At 65.9% G+C, this 14,663-nt stretch carries 14 protein-coding genes; 8 read left to right on the top strand and 6 right to left on the bottom strand.

Going from position 1 to position 14,663, the window contains the following annotated elements:
* Nucleotides 1-139: 139 nt before the first annotated feature.
* From ACOHX0_RS19555 to ACOHX0_RS19575, 5 genes are all read right to left on the bottom strand, one after another.
* Nucleotides 140-1,513 (bottom strand): TRAP transporter large permease, encoded by a 1,374-nt coding sequence (locus tag ACOHX0_RS19555; RefSeq protein ID WP_420678905.1) that lies wholly within the window; start codon nt 1,511-1,513, stop codon nt 140-142.
* Nucleotides 1,513-2,190 (bottom strand): TRAP transporter small permease, encoded by a 678-nt coding sequence (locus tag ACOHX0_RS19560; RefSeq protein WP_420678906.1) that lies wholly within the window; start codon nt 2,188-2,190, stop codon nt 1,513-1,515. The genes ACOHX0_RS19555 and ACOHX0_RS19560 overlap by 1 nt, the downstream gene beginning before the upstream one ends.
* Nucleotides 2,191-2,299: 109 nt before the next feature.
* Entirely contained in the window at nt 2,300-3,301 is a 1,002-nt protein-coding gene (locus tag ACOHX0_RS19565) for a DctP family TRAP transporter solute-binding subunit (protein ID WP_420678907.1), read from the bottom strand.
* A 415-nt stretch (nt 3,302-3,716) separates the two neighbouring features.
* Entirely contained in the window at nt 3,717-4,946 is a 1,230-nt protein-coding gene (locus ACOHX0_RS19570; RefSeq protein WP_420678908.1) for a sigma-54-dependent transcriptional regulator, read from the bottom strand.
* Nucleotides 4,943-6,745, bottom strand: coding sequence for a sensor histidine kinase (locus ACOHX0_RS19575; protein WP_420678909.1), 1,803 nt, complete (start codon nt 6,743-6,745; stop codon nt 4,943-4,945). Before ACOHX0_RS19575 ends, ACOHX0_RS19570 begins: the two co-directional genes overlap by 4 nt.
* Before the next feature lie 60 nt (nt 6,746-6,805).
* Between ACOHX0_RS19575 and ACOHX0_RS19580 the strand changes: the two genes are divergently transcribed.
* The gene (locus tag ACOHX0_RS19580) at nt 6,806-7,987 is read left to right on the top strand and encodes a cytochrome P450 (protein WP_420678910.1); all 1,182 of its coding nucleotides are present in this window, start codon (nt 6,806-6,808) and stop codon (nt 7,985-7,987) included.
* Between the two features lie 84 nt (nt 7,988-8,071).
* Here ACOHX0_RS19580 and ACOHX0_RS19585 read toward each other — a convergent pair whose 3' ends face one another.
* Nucleotides 8,072-8,554 (bottom strand): Lrp/AsnC family transcriptional regulator, encoded by a 483-nt coding sequence (locus ACOHX0_RS19585; protein ID WP_420678911.1) that lies wholly within the window; start codon nt 8,552-8,554, stop codon nt 8,072-8,074.
* A 147-nt stretch (nt 8,555-8,701) separates the two neighbouring features.
* On the opposite strand from ACOHX0_RS19585, the gene cobA reads away from it, so the two are divergent.
* The 7 genes from cobA to infC all read left to right on the top strand — a co-directional run bounded on the left by cobA (nt 8,702) and on the right by infC (nt 14,438).
* Nucleotides 8,702-9,505, top strand: coding sequence for a uroporphyrinogen-III C-methyltransferase (gene cobA, locus ACOHX0_RS19590; RefSeq protein ID WP_420678913.1), 804 nt, complete (start codon nt 8,702-8,704; stop codon nt 9,503-9,505).
* Entirely contained in the window at nt 9,505-9,813 is a 309-nt protein-coding gene (locus ACOHX0_RS19595) for a DUF2849 domain-containing protein (RefSeq protein ID WP_420678914.1), read from the top strand. The genes cobA and ACOHX0_RS19595 overlap by 1 nt, the downstream gene beginning before the upstream one ends.
* Nucleotides 9,806-11,470 carry a nitrite/sulfite reductase gene (locus tag ACOHX0_RS19600; protein ID WP_420678916.1) on the top strand — a complete coding sequence of 555 codons (1,665 nt, stop codon included), beginning with the start codon at nt 9,806-9,808 and terminating at the stop codon, nt 11,468-11,470. Before ACOHX0_RS19595 ends, ACOHX0_RS19600 begins: the two co-directional genes overlap by 8 nt.
* Before the next feature lie 4 nt (nt 11,471-11,474).
* On the top strand, nt 11,475-12,245 hold the full coding sequence (locus ACOHX0_RS19605; RefSeq protein ID WP_420678917.1) for a phosphoadenylyl-sulfate reductase: 771 nt from the start codon (nt 11,475-11,477) through the stop codon (nt 12,243-12,245).
* Between the two features lie 5 nt (nt 12,246-12,250).
* Nucleotides 12,251-12,646, top strand: coding sequence for a DUF934 domain-containing protein (locus ACOHX0_RS19610; RefSeq protein WP_420678918.1), 396 nt, complete (start codon nt 12,251-12,253; stop codon nt 12,644-12,646).
* Between the two features lie 156 nt (nt 12,647-12,802).
* Nucleotides 12,803-13,669 (top strand): ferredoxin--NADP reductase, encoded by an 867-nt coding sequence (locus tag ACOHX0_RS19615; protein WP_420678919.1) that lies wholly within the window; start codon nt 12,803-12,805, stop codon nt 13,667-13,669.
* 307 nt (nt 13,670-13,976) lie between these two features.
* On the top strand, nt 13,977-14,438 hold the full coding sequence (gene infC, locus ACOHX0_RS19620) for a translation initiation factor IF-3 (RefSeq protein WP_475683062.1): 462 nt from the start codon (nt 13,977-13,979) through the stop codon (nt 14,436-14,438).
* The last annotated feature ends 225 nt before the right edge of the window (nt 14,439-14,663 follow it).

Below are 14,663 nucleotides of genomic sequence, written 5' to 3' on the forward strand. Positions count from 1 at the left end.
GCTTCCCGTGGGACTTTGGGAAGAAGGGTTTCAGACGGGCCATCTGCTCGTCGCTCAGCCAGAAAAGGTCAGACATGTTCACCGCTCGTTTTGAGCACCGTGAATCACGCGGCCAAACGGAAATCAACGGGTCCTGAGCCTAGTTGGTGATGATCTCAGGTCCCATTACCGCGTTCGGAACTACAGTCGAGAGCCACGGCACGTAGGTGATCAGGATCAGAAACACAAAGAGCACGGCCAGGAAGGGCAGTGCGGCGCGCACCACGCCCATCATCGGCATGCCCGCAACACCTGAGGTCACGAAGAGGTTCAGGCCCACCGGCGGGGTGATCATGCCGATCTCCATGTTCACCACCATGATGATGCCAAGGTGGATCGGGTCGATGCCGAGCTCGATGGCGATGGGGAACACCAGGGGCGCGACGATGACCAGAAGGCCAGACGGCTCCATGAACTGGCCGCCGATCAGAAGGATCACATTCACCACGATCAGGAACATCACCGGGCCGAAGCCTGCCGACAGCATCGCGGTGGCGATCTGCTGCGGCACCTGCTCGTCCGTCAGCACATGTTTCAGGATCAGCGCGTTGGCGATTACGAACAGGAGCGTCACGGTGAGCTTTCCCGCCTCGAACAGCGTGTGTTTGGTGTCGCTGTGGAAAAAGGCGGTGACGAGCGCGTAGGGTTTCCGGAACAGAGGCGTGTTGGGCGCGTCGCCGTTGGAGAGTGGCCCCATGTCCTTGTAGACGAAGCTCGCGATCAGGAAGGCGTAGATCGCCGCCACCGCCGCCGCTTCGGTCGGGGTGAAGATGCCGCCGTAGATTCCGCCCAGGATGATCACGATCAGGAACAGCCCCCAGCCCGCTTCGCGCGCCGATTGCAGGATCTCGCCCCAGCCGCGCCATTCGCCCTTGGGCAGGTTCTTGACCTTGGCCATCACGTAGATGGTGACCATCAGCATCAGCCCCGCCAGCAGCCCCGGGATCACGCCTGCGAGGAACATGCGGCCGACGGAGACCTCCACCGCCGCGGCATAGACCACCATCACGATCGACGGAGGGATCAGGATGCCAAGCGTGCCTGCGTTGCAGATCACGCCCGCGGCAAACTCCTTGGAGTAGCCCACCTGGCGCATGCCGGCGATCACGATGGAGCCGATCGCCACCACTGTGGCAGGAGACGACCCGGAGAGCGCCGCAAACAGCATGCAGGCAAAAACGCCCGCAATCGCCAGCCCGCCCGGCAGGTGGCCGACGCAGGCGATGGAGAAGCGGATAATGCGCCGCGCCACGCCGCCCGTGGTCATGAAGCTTGAGGCGAGGATGAAGAAGGGGATCGCCAGCAGGGTGAAATGGCCCTCGAAGGCCTCGAACAGCGTGCCCGCAACCGAGGCAAGCGAGCTGTCGGAATAGAACAGCAGAAACAGCGTCGAGCTGAGCCCGAGCGAAACCGCAATCGGCACGCCCGTCAGCAAAAGGCCGATCACCATGGCAAAGAGGAGGACTACTTCCATCAGTCGGGGTCTCCGGATTGCGCCCGCACTTCGGCGATTTCGTCTTCGACTTCGTGGCTGGCGACCAGCCGGTCGGCCTTGCCGCGGGCGATCTGCACCGAGGCCTGGATGAAGCGGATGACCAGGAGCAGCATCGACAAGGGCAGCACCACGTAGGGCACCACTTTCGGCAGCTTCTCGTAGGACTCGCCGTAGTTGATCAGCTCTTCCAGGAAGCGCAGCGGGCCCACCATCGGCACATCCTGCACCTCGTAGAAGCTCTGCGAGCGGGCCTTCAAGTCCAGCCCGGTCGGGAACCAGCGCCCCGAGGTCGGCGGCAGGTCGGCAAACACCGCCCAGTAGTCATAAGCGCCCTTCAAGAGCAGCAGCGAAAACACGATGCAGCAGGCGGCGGCAAACAGGCCCACGGCTTTGCGCGCGCCGGGGCTCAGCATGTTGACGATGGCGTCCACGCCCAGATGCGCATGGGCCTTCACCGCATATGATGCGCCCATAAGAACCAGCCACGCAAACAAGAAAACAGTGAGCTCCAGCGCCCACAGAATGTTGGAATTAAAGACGAAACGCGCGATCACATTGGCGAATGTGATGATGGTCATCAGCCCAAGAAGCAGGGCGATCAGGGTTTCTTCCAGTGAGTTGATAAGCCCGGACGGGCCGGATTTTGCCCCCGACATGTCTGTCTCCTGCGGATTTTCTGGGTGCGGTGGTCAGGCGGCGGATCCCCGCGCCGCCTGAAAATCCGGGGCGCCGGGCAAAAGCCCGCGCGCCCCGGCTGCGGCCTGTTTACAGGCCTGCGTTGATGGACTGTGCGGCGTCGATCTTATCCTGGCCGACATCGCCCGAGAACTGCTCCCAGACCGGCTTCATCGCCTCGACCCAGGCCTGTCGCTGCTCGGGTGTCAGCTCGCGCACGGTGCCGCCGGCGTCAATGATCGCCTGTTTGGCTTCGCCGTTCACCTTGGCGGATTCGGCGTTCCGGGTTGCGGTCACTTCCGACAGGATGGTCAGGAACTGCTCGCGCACCGCCGGCTCCAGGCTGTCAAGCCAGTCGACGCTGGTCACCACCAGATAGTCCAGCGCGCCGTGGTTGGTTTCGGTCACACCGTCCTGCACTTCAAAGAACTTCTTGCCGTAGATGTTGGACCAGGTGTTTTCCTGACCATCCACAACACCCTGCTGCAGCGCGCCGTAAACCTCGGAGAAGGCCATCTTCTGCGGGCTGCCGCCGATCGCTTCCATCTGGGCGACCAGCACATCGGAGGACTGCACGCGGAATTTCAGGCCCTTGGCGTCCGACGGCTCGACCAGCGGCTTGTTGGCCGACATCTGCTTCATGCCGTTGTGCCAGTAGGCCAGCCCCTGCAATCCGCGGCGCTGCATGGAATCGAGCATTTCCTGACCGGTCTCGGAGCCCTGGAACGCGTCTACCGCTTCGATGTTCTTGAACATGAAGGGCAGGTCGAACAGGCGGAACTGCTTGGTGAACTTCTCGAACTTCGAGAGGCTCGGCGCGGCCAGCTGGACGTCGCCCTGCAGCATTGCTTCCAGCACCTTGTTGTCGTTGTAAAGCGTGGAGTTCGGATAGACCTCGATGCACATGGTGCCGTCCATCTCTTCGTTCACGCGCGTCTCCAGCAGCGAGGCGGCAATCCCCTTGGGGTGCTTGTCGGTGTTGGTGACGTGGCTGAACTTGACGACGATCTCGCCATCGTCGCAAGCCGCCTGGGCGGCGCCTGCGGTCACGGTCAGCGCCATGGCGGTGGCGGCGGCGGTCATGAGTTTCATTGTGTTTCCTCCCGGTTATCAGACACGCGTTTGCTGCATTGGTGTGTCCTGCGGCAAGGATTGCGGAAGCGGCGGGCGCGCTCAAGAGGTGAGTCGCGAATCGGCTTGTCAGGCCAATAACGGCTTTCTTTCAGCCACTTACGAAAAGGCTCTTCCGCCTCCGCACGCAGCCCTGCGCCGGATGTGCGGAAAGCCGCACAGGCAGGCGGGGCGCTGTGCGGAAAACCGCACAAATGTTAGCGCCCAACAAATGTGAAGGGAATCATGGTCTTGGTTCCTTCGCTAAAGCCAGCGCCATGTTTGGAAAGGGCGAGTCACAGCTGGCCCGGCCCGAAGTTGCGCAAGAACGCGAGTCCAGCGCCCCGTCCGGAAATTGCGCGGCAAGCAGACTGCATGGCAACAGCGGCTGCGCTCTTCAGCGGCGGTAGTCCTCGGGGCGGATGCCGTAGCGGGCGAGCTTGTCGTAGAAGGTCTTGCGCGGCAGCTTCAGCGCCTCGGCGGCGGCGGCGGCGCGGCCGTTCTGGCGGCCGAGTGCGGCGATCAGCAGCGAGCGCTCCACCTGCGCCAGCTGCTCCGCAAGTCCCAGGCCGGAGGCGGCCGAGGCTTCTTCGGGCATCCCCAGCACAAAGCGCATCGCCGCCGACATCAGCGAGCGCGCATTGCCGGGCCAGTCCTGTGCCATCAGCGCGGCGAGTTGCTCCTGAGTGACTTCCGGCGGTTCGATTCCGGCCTGTTCGGCAGCCTGCGCCACATAGTGGCGGAACAGCACAGGGATGTCGCCCGGCCGCTCCGACAGCGGCGGGATGCGCACCCGCATCACGTCGAGCCGGTAGAACAGGTCCGGGGTGAAGCGCCCCTCGGCCACACGCGCCGCCAGATCCACGCTGGAACCCGCCAGCACCCGCGCCTGCGCGCCCTGCTCCAGCTGCTCCAGGAGCGCGAATTGCGCAGGTTCCGGCAGCGCCTGCACCTCGTCCAGGAACAGCGACCCGCCCGCCGCCTGCTCCCGCAGCTCGGCCAGCGCCGCGGCGGTCAGCCCGGCCGCGGCCCGTTTCACGAAAGGCCCCTGCCCGGCCGGGGACATCAGGTGGATCACCTCCGCCACCTTGGAAATCCCGCTGCCGGGGGCGCCCATGACCAGCACCTCGACCCCGGCCTGAGCGACCGCGCGCACCCTGCGGCGCAAATCCGCGGCCTGCGGCGAGCTGCCAAACAGCATCCGCGCCGCCGGGTCGCCGTCCTCCAGCTGGCGCTTGAGGCGGCGGTTTTCCAGTACCAGCGCGCGGGTCTTCAGCGCGCGCTGCAAGACCGGCAGGAAATCCGCCGCTGCGCAGGGTTTCTCGAGGAAGCCGAAGGCGCCCTCTGACATCGCCTTCACCGCCATCGGAATGTCGCCCTCGCCGGTGAGAAGGATCACCGGCAGCTCGGCGTCGATACCGCGGGCATAGTCCAAAAGGTGGAACCCGTCCCGCCCCGGCATCCGGATGTCGGAGACGATGATGCCGTCGAACTCCGGTGTGATCAGGTCCTTGGCCGCCACGAAGGAGCCTGCCGTCACCGCGTCGAGATCATTGAGCTCCAGCGTTTGAGCCAGCGCCTCGCGCACCGCGGCATCGTCATCGACCAGGAGAACCCTGCGCGTCATGCGGCATCCTCCGTTTCGCGGGCCGCAGGCGCCGCCCAAGGCTCCAGCTCCACCGTGAATATCGCGCCCTGCTCCGTGTTCACCCCGCGGATGTTTCCGCCAAAGCTCTGCACCAGACCGTAGGAAATCGACAGCCCCAGCCCCATGCCCTCGGAGCTGCCCACGGCCTTGGTGGAATAAAAGGGTTCGAACATCTTCTCGGGCTCCTTGATGCCGGGGCCGTTGTCCTGAACGGTGACGCGGATCGGCGGGCCGTCCGAAGCGCTCGGGTGCAGCGACAGGGCAATCTCCCGTACCGGCTGATCCAGCATCGCATCGGCGGCATTGTTGATCAGGTTCACGAAGACCTGCGTCAGCCGCACTTCGCCGCCCCAGGCATGGACCGGTGCAGGATGGCCTTCCGGCTTCCAGATCAGGCGCACGCCATCGCTGCGCAGCCGCGGCGCGGTCAGCTCGGCGGCGGCACTCAGCACCTGCACCAGGTCGACCCGCGCCATCGGTTCGCTTTCGTTGCGGGCAAAGGCGCGCAAGTTGCGGATGATCCGCGCCATCCGCGCCGCCATGCCCGCAATCCGGCCGAGGTTCTCCTCCGTCCGATCCGCCTTGCCGCGGGCCAGGAACGCGGCGCCGTTCTCGGCATACTGCTGGATCGCCATTAATGGCTGGTTCAATTCGTGGCTGATCCCGGCCGACATCTGCCCGAGCGCCGACAGCTTGCCCGCCTGCACCAGCTCCTGCTGGGCGCGTTTGAGCGCGGCTTCCGCCTCCTCGCGCTCCCGCACCTCCCGCCTGAGCCGCGTGTTGGCGGCCAGCAGCGCCCTGGTGCGCGCGGCCACGCGGGTTTCCAGCACCGCGTTGGCCTCGGCCAGAGTGCGGCGGCGCTCGGTGGCGACAAACAGGAGCGCGCCGAAAGCAAGGCACAGCGCAGCCAGAGTCGCCGCCTGCAGGCTCGCCAGCCGCTGCGCCGGAGCCACATCGACAAGGATCTCCCCCAGCATGCCGATCACCGGCAGATCGACGGTGAGATGCAGCGCCCGCTGGGGCAGGTAGGGGCCGGCCGCCAGCGTCCAGATCTCATGCCCGCCATGCGCGCTGCGCCCGGCAATACGGGGGGCGTCCCGCGTGAAATCCGCCGCGCCGCCGCCGCGCCCGGGACGGAAGCGCTGCCAGAACAACAGCTCGGAGCGGTTCGAGATGAAGACCTCGCCGCTCCTGGCGGTGAAGAAGACCGCAGGCAGCGAGCCGCGCCAGGTCTGCTCCACCTCGGCCACATCCGCCACCACGACCAGCGCACCGCGCACCCCGCCCTCCGGCGCAAAGACCGGTGCGGCATAGAAATAGGCCCGCCGCCCGCCGGGCTCCAGCACGCCGTGGCCGCTGCCGAGCGCGCCTTGCATGGCACGGATGAAATAGGGTGCCTGGGCCACATCCGGCCCGGCGACGCCTTCGGCCGCAGCCAGCACCCGGCCATCGGGCGCGGCAAAGAACACATCCAGTGCCGCCGTCTTGTCCGCGACCGAGCGCAGCAGCGCCGCCGCCTCCCCGCGCAAGGGCTCTTCCCGCGCCGCGGCCAGCCCGGCGAGCCCGGGATGCGCCGCGGTCAGCACGGCAAGCTCCTGGTAGACCTGCAGCTGCGTGCTGACCCGGTCCGAGGCCAGTGCCAGGTCTGCGGCGCTGCGCTCGGCAAGCGCATCCAGCGCCTGGCGGTAGCCATAGGACCAGACCCCGGCAGTGAGCGCCGCGACGGCAAGCGCAAAGGCCAGCGGCAGGCGCCAGCGGGTGAAACTGCGTGATATCATTGCCGCAGACTAGCAAAGCCCCCCTTGCATTGACCAGCGCCGCCGGCAAAATCGCACCCCATGAAGAGCTTGACCCAATCCCCCGCCGATCCCGCCTTTTCGCAGGACCCCTATCCGTTTTACGCCGCGGCCCGCCGCGACGGCCCGCTGCACGTCTGGCAGGACTATGGCATGGTGGCCGCCTTCCGCCATGACGCCGTGCACATGCTTCTGCGCGACCGCCGTTTCGGCCGCGAGGTGCCCAAGGAGCTGCAGAAACCCGGCCCGGCGCATCTGGCGCCCTTCCTGGCGATGGAGGCGCATTCGATGCTCGACGCCGAGCCGCCGCGCCACACCCGCCTGCGCCGGCTGGTGCTGCGCGCCTTCACCTCGCGCGAAATCGCGGCGCTGGAGCCCTGGCTGAAAGACCTCTGCAACGAGCTGATCGCGGCCTTCCCCTCCGAACCCTTCGACCTCTTGGAGGCATATTGCACCCAGGTGCCGGTGCTGGCGATCTGCCGCCTTCTTGGAGTGCCCGCAGAGATGGCGCCGCAGCTTCTGGACTGGTCGCACAAGATGGTGGCGATGTACCAGGCCTCCCGCACCGAAGAGACCGAACATGCGGCGGCAGACGCCACGCAGGCCTTCGCGGACTTCCTGCGCGCCTATGTCGAAGAGCGCCGCAGCCGTCCCGGCGGCGACCTGATCACCCGCCTCATCGCGGCCGAGGAGGAAGGCGACAAGCTTTCCGCGGACGAGCTGATCGGCACCTGCATCCTGCTGCTGAACGCGGGCCACGAGGCCACGGTGCACGGGCTCGGCAACGGGGTGAAGACGATGCTGGAACAGGGCTGGCAGCCGGAATGGCTCGCACACGAAGGCATCGACGGGCTGGTCGAGGAGATCCTGCGCTACGACCCGCCGCTGCACATGTTCACCCGCTATGCCTATGAGGAGGCCGAGGTCTTTGGCCATACTTTCCGGCGCGGCGACCAGGTGGCATTGCTGCTCGCCGCCGCCAACCGCGACCCGGCGGCGCTGGAGGATCCCGAGCGCTTCGACCCGGCGCGCCCGCCCAAGGTCAACAAGTCCTTCGGCGGCGGGCTGCACTTCTGCGTCGGCGCGCCGCTGGCGCGGCTGGAGATGAAGATCGCCCTGCCCGTGCTGTTTGAGCGCTGCCCGGGCCTGCGTCTCGCCGAGCCGCCGGAATATTCCAACACCTACCATTTCCATGGGTTGAAGCGGCTGATGGTGCAGATCTGAGCCGCCGCGCCCCGGGCCCGCGGCAGCGCCCGGGGTATTTTAAGTCAGAAAGTGACTGTATGCGTCCGCTGCCGCGTTCTGACCTCAAGTACCCAAATCCTGCTCCTGCAGGGGGAGCATGGTGGTCGACTTGATTTCCTCCATCGAGAGGAGCGCGGTGACATTGTGCACCCGCACCTCGGAGATCAGCGCCTGGTAGAATTTGTCATAGGCCCGCGCATTCCGCACCCGCACCTTGAGAATGTAGTCGATCTCGCCCGCCAGCCGGTGCGCCTCCTGCACCTCCGGCCGTTCCTTCAGCGCCTTGAGGAACTTCGCCTGCCAGTCGGATTCGTGCTCCGAGGTGCGGATCAGAACGAAGAAGCAGGCTTCGAACCCCAGCGCTTCGGGGTCCAGGAGCACGGTCTGCTGGCCGATCACCCCGGCCTCGCGCAGCTTGCGGATGCGATTCCACACAGGGGTCTTGGAGGAGCCCACCCGGCGGGCGATTTCGTCCAGCGACTGGCTGGCATCCCGCTGCAGCTCGGCCAGAATTTTCCGGTCTGTGGCGTCGATCCGCACCGTCATTCCTGTTTTCTCCTTCTCTGAGGACCAATCGGCCCGCCATTCCAGCCTGCTGGAACCGATGTTCTTATTTCGGCGCGCATATGGCGTCATGGCGGGAATATTTCCTATATCTGAAAGCAAGTCAAACCCGCGCCGGAGAGCCAAGCGATGCCATCCCGTCCCATATCCACCGATGCCGCCGCCCCCCTTGGCGCGCAGGTCACGGGCGAAGTGGTCTTTGCCGGCTCCGGGCCGGGTGATCCGGACCTTTTGACCGTGAAGGCCCTGAAGGCGCTGCAGGGTGCCGACGTGGTGCTGCACGACCGGCTGGTGAGCGCGGAGATCCTGGCGCTGGCCGGGCCGCAGGCGGCGCTGGAAGACGTCGGCAAAGAAGGCTTCGGCCCCTCGATGAGCCAGGGAGAGATCTGCGCCCGCCTCACTGCGCATGCCCGCGCGGGCCGCAAGGTGCTGCGGCTGAAGGGCGGCGATCCGGCGATCTTTGCCCGTCTCGACGAGGAGCTTGCCGCCTGCGAGGCCGCGGGCATCGCCTACAGCATCATCCCCGGCATCACCGCCGCCTCGGCCGCCGCCGCAGGCATCGGGCAGAGCCTGACCCAGCGCGGCCGCAACGCCGCGGTGCGCTTCCTGACCGGCCATGTGATGCGCGGCTTTGCCGATCACGATTGGGCCGCACTTGCGCGCCCGGGCGAAGTGGCCGCGATCTACATGGGCAAGAAATCCGCCCGCTTCGTGCAGGGCCGCCTGATCATGCACGGCGCGGACCGCGCGACCCCCGTGACCATTGTCGAGAATGCCTCGCGCCCCGATCAGCGGGTGCTGGAAACCACGCTGGACCGCCTGCCCGCCGACCTCGAAGCGGCCGGGTTCGACGGCCCTGCCCTGACCTTCCTGGGTCTCGCCCCGCGCAAGGCGGCGGCGGCCCTGACCGACCTCAAGACGGAGCTTGCCTGATGCCGCGCCCCTTTACGCCCAAAGTTGTCACCGCCAACGACCTGCTTGAAGGCGATGTGATCTACCTCAAGGCCGACAACAGCTGGACCCGGGACATGTCCGAGGCCGAGCTGATCACCGATGAGGCCGACGCCCAGCTGCGCCTTCTGGAGGCCGAGCAGCAGGCGCTTCGCATCGTCGGCGCCTATCTGGCCGACGCCAAGGCAGGCCCGAACGGCCCCGAACCGACCCACTTCCGCGAGGAATTCCGCCGCACCGGCCCCTCGAACTACGCCCATGGCAAACAGGAGGCTGAAGCCAATGTATAAGTACAACGAGTTCGACGCCGCCTTCCTGGCCGAGCGCAACGCCCAGTTCCGCGCCCAGGTCGAGCGCCGCATCGACGGCTCCCTCACCGAGGATGAATTCAAGCCCCTGCGCCTGATGAATGGCGTCTATCTGCAGCTGCATGCCTACATGCTGCGGGTCGCAATCCCCTATGGCACCCTGAACTCCAATCAGATGCGCGCATTGGCGCTGCTGGCGGAGAAGTGGGACAAGGGCTACGGCCATTTCACCACCCGCCAGAACATCCAGTACAACTGGCCCAAGCTGCGCGACATTCCGGACATGCTGGATGCGCTGGGCGAGGTTGGCCTGCACGCGATCCAGACTTCGGGCAACACCATCCGCAACACCACCGCCGACCATTTCGCCGGTGCCGCCGCGGATGAGCTGGTGGACCCGCGCCCCTATGCCGAGCTGATCCGCCAGTGGTCCACCGACCACCCGGAGTTCCAGTTCCTCGGCCGCAAGTTCAAGATCGCCATCACCGGCAGCCCCAACGACCGCGCCGTGACCAAGGCGCATGACGTCGGCCTGCGCATGGTCGAGAAGGATGGCGAGACCGGCTTCGAAGTGATCGTGGGCGGCGGGCTCGGCCGCACGCCGATGGTCGGCAAGGTGCTGCGGGAATTCCTGCCGCAGGCCGATCTGCTGCCCTATCTGGAGGCCGTGCTCAGCACCTACAACGTGCTTGGCCGCCGCGACAACAAGTACAAGGCGCGCATCAAGATCACCGTTCAGGAAAACGGCATCGACACTTTCCGCGCCATGGTGGAGGAAGCCTTCCTGGCCCGGCGCGGCGAATTCGACGGCACCGACCAGGCGCTGCTGGAGGAGATCAAGACGCAGTTCACCGCGCCTGTCTTCCGCAAGGGCCCGGTCGATGCCTTCGATGCCGCCTATGCCGCCGACCCGGTGTTCCGGGCCTGGGCCGACACCAACCTCGACGCGCACCGCGAGGCGGATCACGCCATCGTCACCATCTCGGTCAAGGCGCATGGCGCGACGCCGGGCGACGCCAGTGCCGGACAGATGCGGGTGATGGCGGATCTGGCGGAGGAATTTGCCTATGACGAGCTGCGCATCAGCCACCAGCAAAACGTGATCCTGCCGCATGTCCACAAGTCGGACCTGCCCGCGATCCACGCGCGGCTGAAGGCGCATGGCCTTGCCACCGCCAACGTCGGCCTGATCTCGGACATCATCGCCTGCCCCGGCATGGACTACTGCGCGCTGGCAACCGCCCGCTCGATCCCGGTTGCGCAGGAGATCGCAACCCGCTTTGACGAGCTGAAGATGGAGCACGACATCGGCCACCTGCAGATCAAGATCTCGGGCTGCATCAACGCCTGCGGCCATCACCACGTGGGCCATATCGGTATCCTCGGGCTGGACCGCGCGGGCGTGGAGAACTACCAGATCACGCTCGGCGGCGACGCCACCGAGACGGCCGCCATCGGCGCCCGCACCGGCCCCGGTTTCGCCTATGACGAGATCGTCCCGGCGGTGGAACGCATCGTGGAGACCTACCTCGATCAGCGCGAAGGCGCCGGGGAGACCTTCATCGAGACCTACAACCGCATCGGCATGGCCCCCTTCAAGGCCGCGCTTTATCCCGAGACCCAGAAAAAGGTCGCCTGACCCCATGTTCCATGCAACCGGAAATACGCCTCCCGGCGGATCCGGGGAGGCTGATGCCGCCCACGCCCGGGAGCTGGCCGCCAAGGCGGAGGCGCTCAATGCGCGCTTCCGCCACCACTCGGCCACCTCGGTGATGGAAGGCGCGCTGCGCGAGGCGGGCAATATCGCCCTGGTGTCCTCCTTCGGGGCTGAATCGGTGGTCCTCCTGCACATGGCCGCGATCATCGACCCGTTGACGCCGGTGCTGTTTGTCGACACCGAGCTGCTGTTCACCGAAACGCTGGTCTACCAGCAGGAGGTGAGCGAGCGCCTTGGCCTGCGCAATGTTCAGATCATCCGCGCCGAAGCCATCGCGGAGAAAGACCCCTACGGCGCCCTGCGCTTCAGCGACAAGGACGCCTGCTGCACCCTGCGCAAGACCGCGCCGCTGCAAAAGGCCCTGACGGGCTTCGAGGGCTGGATCACCGGCCGCAAGCGCTTCCAGTCCGGCAGCCGCGCCGCCCTGGACTTCTTCGAGGTCGAGGACGGAACCGGACGGCTCAAGATCAACCCGCTGGCCCATTGGGCGCCGGAGGACGTGCGCGCCTACATGGATGAAAACCGCTTGCCCCGCCATCCGCTGGTGGCCAAGGGCTACCCGTCGATCGGCTGCGCGCCCTGCACCAGCCCGGTCAAGGAAGGCGAAGACCCGCGCGCCGGCCGCTGGCGCGGGGAAAACAAGGAAGAATGCGGCATCCACGTGGTGGATGGCAAATTCGTGCGCACAGGAGCGTAAGTGAGATGACTGTTATCGTGACCGACACGGGCTTTGCCCAGGATGACTGGACCGGCGGCTTTGACGGCGCCAATGTGCTGGAGCTGGCCTCGGACGCCAGCCTGAACGACGTGGCGCTGGACGGGGTGGAGCTGGTGCGGGTACAATTCCCGAGCTTTGCGGACGGGCGCGGCTTCACGCTGGCCCGCCAGCTGCGGCTGCGGGGGTATGAAGGCCGCCTGCGCGCCTTCGGCCATGTGCTGGCCGATCAGTACGCGATGGCCCGCCGCTCCGGCTTTGACGAGGTGGAGATCAGCGGCGAGCTGGCCGCCCGCCAGCCCGAGGCGCAGTGGCTGGCCCGCGCCAACTGGCAGGCGCACAGCTATCAGGCCCGCCTGCGCGGCAGCACCGCCGCCCGCTGAGCCGGCCCCGCACATCCCGCCGCCAAAGCCCGTGATGGCGCCGTAAAACCACGGCAAAATCCCGGGCTTCAGCCGGCTTCTGTCCTGCAGGGGTTCCCCTGCCCCGGATCAACGATTAATCAGAGGTGCCGGAGTTACCCTCCGGCAGAGCAACCGATGAACGAGATGACGCCCGTGACCGACACCGCACTCCCCCCCGCGCCCGAAAAGGCGAAACCGGCTCTGCCCGATGCGCAGACCGTAACGCACGTGAAGCATTGGACCGACCGGCTGTTCTCCTTCAAGGTGACCCGCCCGGCCTCCCTGCGGTTCCGCTCGGGCGAGTTCGTGATGATCGGCCTGATGAACGACCCGGACCCCAAGACCGGCAAGGTGAAACCCCTGCTGCGCGCCTATTCCATCGCTTCCCCCTCCTGGGACGAGGAAATGGAATTCTACTCGATCAAGGTGCAGGACGGCCCGCTGACCTCCAGGCTGCAGCACATTAAGGAAGGCGACGAGATCATCCTGCGCCCCAAGCCGGTCGGCACCCTGGTGCATGACGCGCTCTTGCCTGGCAAGCGGATCTGGTTCTTTGCCACCGGCACCGGCTTTGCGCCCTTCGCCTCGCTGCTGCGGGAGCCGCAAACCTATCACGACTACGACGAGGTCATCATCACCCACACCTGCCGCGAGGCCGGGGAGCTGACCTATGGTGCTGAGCTGATCGAAAGCCTGAAGGACGACGAGCTCTTGAACGAGCTGATCGGCGAGGGCTTCTGGAAGAAGATCAAGTACTACCCCACCACCACCCGCGAGGAGAGCGCCAAGATGGGCCGCATCACCGACCTGATGCGCTCCGGCGAGGCCTTTGCCGACCTCGGCGTGCCGCCCCTGAACGCCGCAAGCGACCGCGCAATGATCTGCGGCAACCTGGCCTTCAACCTGGAGCTCAAGGACCTGTTCGAGAACACCTACGGGCTGGAAGAAGGCGCAAATTCCAAGCCCGCGCATTTCGTGGTGGAAAAGGCCTTCCTCGATTGATTTCAGCGCTCTGCGCAGAATTGCGACGGGAGGCCCGCGGCCTCCCGTTTTGCGTCTTCGGCCGCAGATGCCTGCCGCGGCGGGGGATTTCCGCGCCGCGGCGCAACATGCGGCCTTGAAATGCGGCTTTCCTGCCGCCATACCGGCCTTAAGCCTTGAATCACATACAGGGGAGCAGTAGCTTTCCCGCACTTTTTGCAATGACAGAAGGATCGCAGTCATAGCCCGCAGACCTCACAACGCGCCGCCTCAACGTGACACCGGCCCGCGCACCAACGAAAAGATTCGTGCCTCCGAAATCCGCCTGATCGGGGCCGACGGCGAGAATGTCGGCGTCGTGCATCCGGCCAAGGCCATGGACATGGCTGCCGAAGCCGGTCTGGATCTGGTCGAAATCTCGCCCAACGCCAAGCCGCCGGTCTGCAAGATCATGGACTACGGCAAGTTCAAATACGAACAGCAGAAGCGTGAGAGCGAAGCCCGCAAGAAGCAAAAGACCATCGAGGTCAAAGAGGTCAAGTTCCGCCCGAACACCGACACGCATGACTATGACGTCAAGATGCGCAACGTGTTCAAGTTCCTCGAGAACGGCGACAAGGTGAAGATCACCCTGCGCTTCCGCGGCCGCGAGATGGCGCACCAGAACCTCGGCCGGGAACTGCTGCAGCGCGTCGCCGAGGACGTGAAGGACATCGGCAAGATCGAGAACATGCCGAAGATGGAAGGCCGCCAGATGATCATGATGATCGGCCCGCTGCCCAACAAGTAAGCTGCTTTTCAGCGCAAAGATGCCAAGCCCCGTCCGACTGCCGGACGGGGCTTTTTTTTGCAGCTGTGCCGGGGCTCTCAGCGGGTACCGCCCGGAGGAACCAGGCTCTCGCGGGGAGAGGGCCGGGCTGCCTGCCCCGCCAGCGGGGCATAGCGGGCCCCTCCTCCCCTCAGCTGCCTGTGCCCTGCATCCGTTTCATCTCCGGGTCCTCCGGGCGGCAGCGCG

The sequence above is a fragment of the Cribrihabitans pelagius genome (assembly GCF_048820915.1).
Taxonomy (GTDB): Bacteria; Pseudomonadota; Alphaproteobacteria; order Rhodobacterales; family Rhodobacteraceae; genus Cribrihabitans_A; species Cribrihabitans_A pelagius.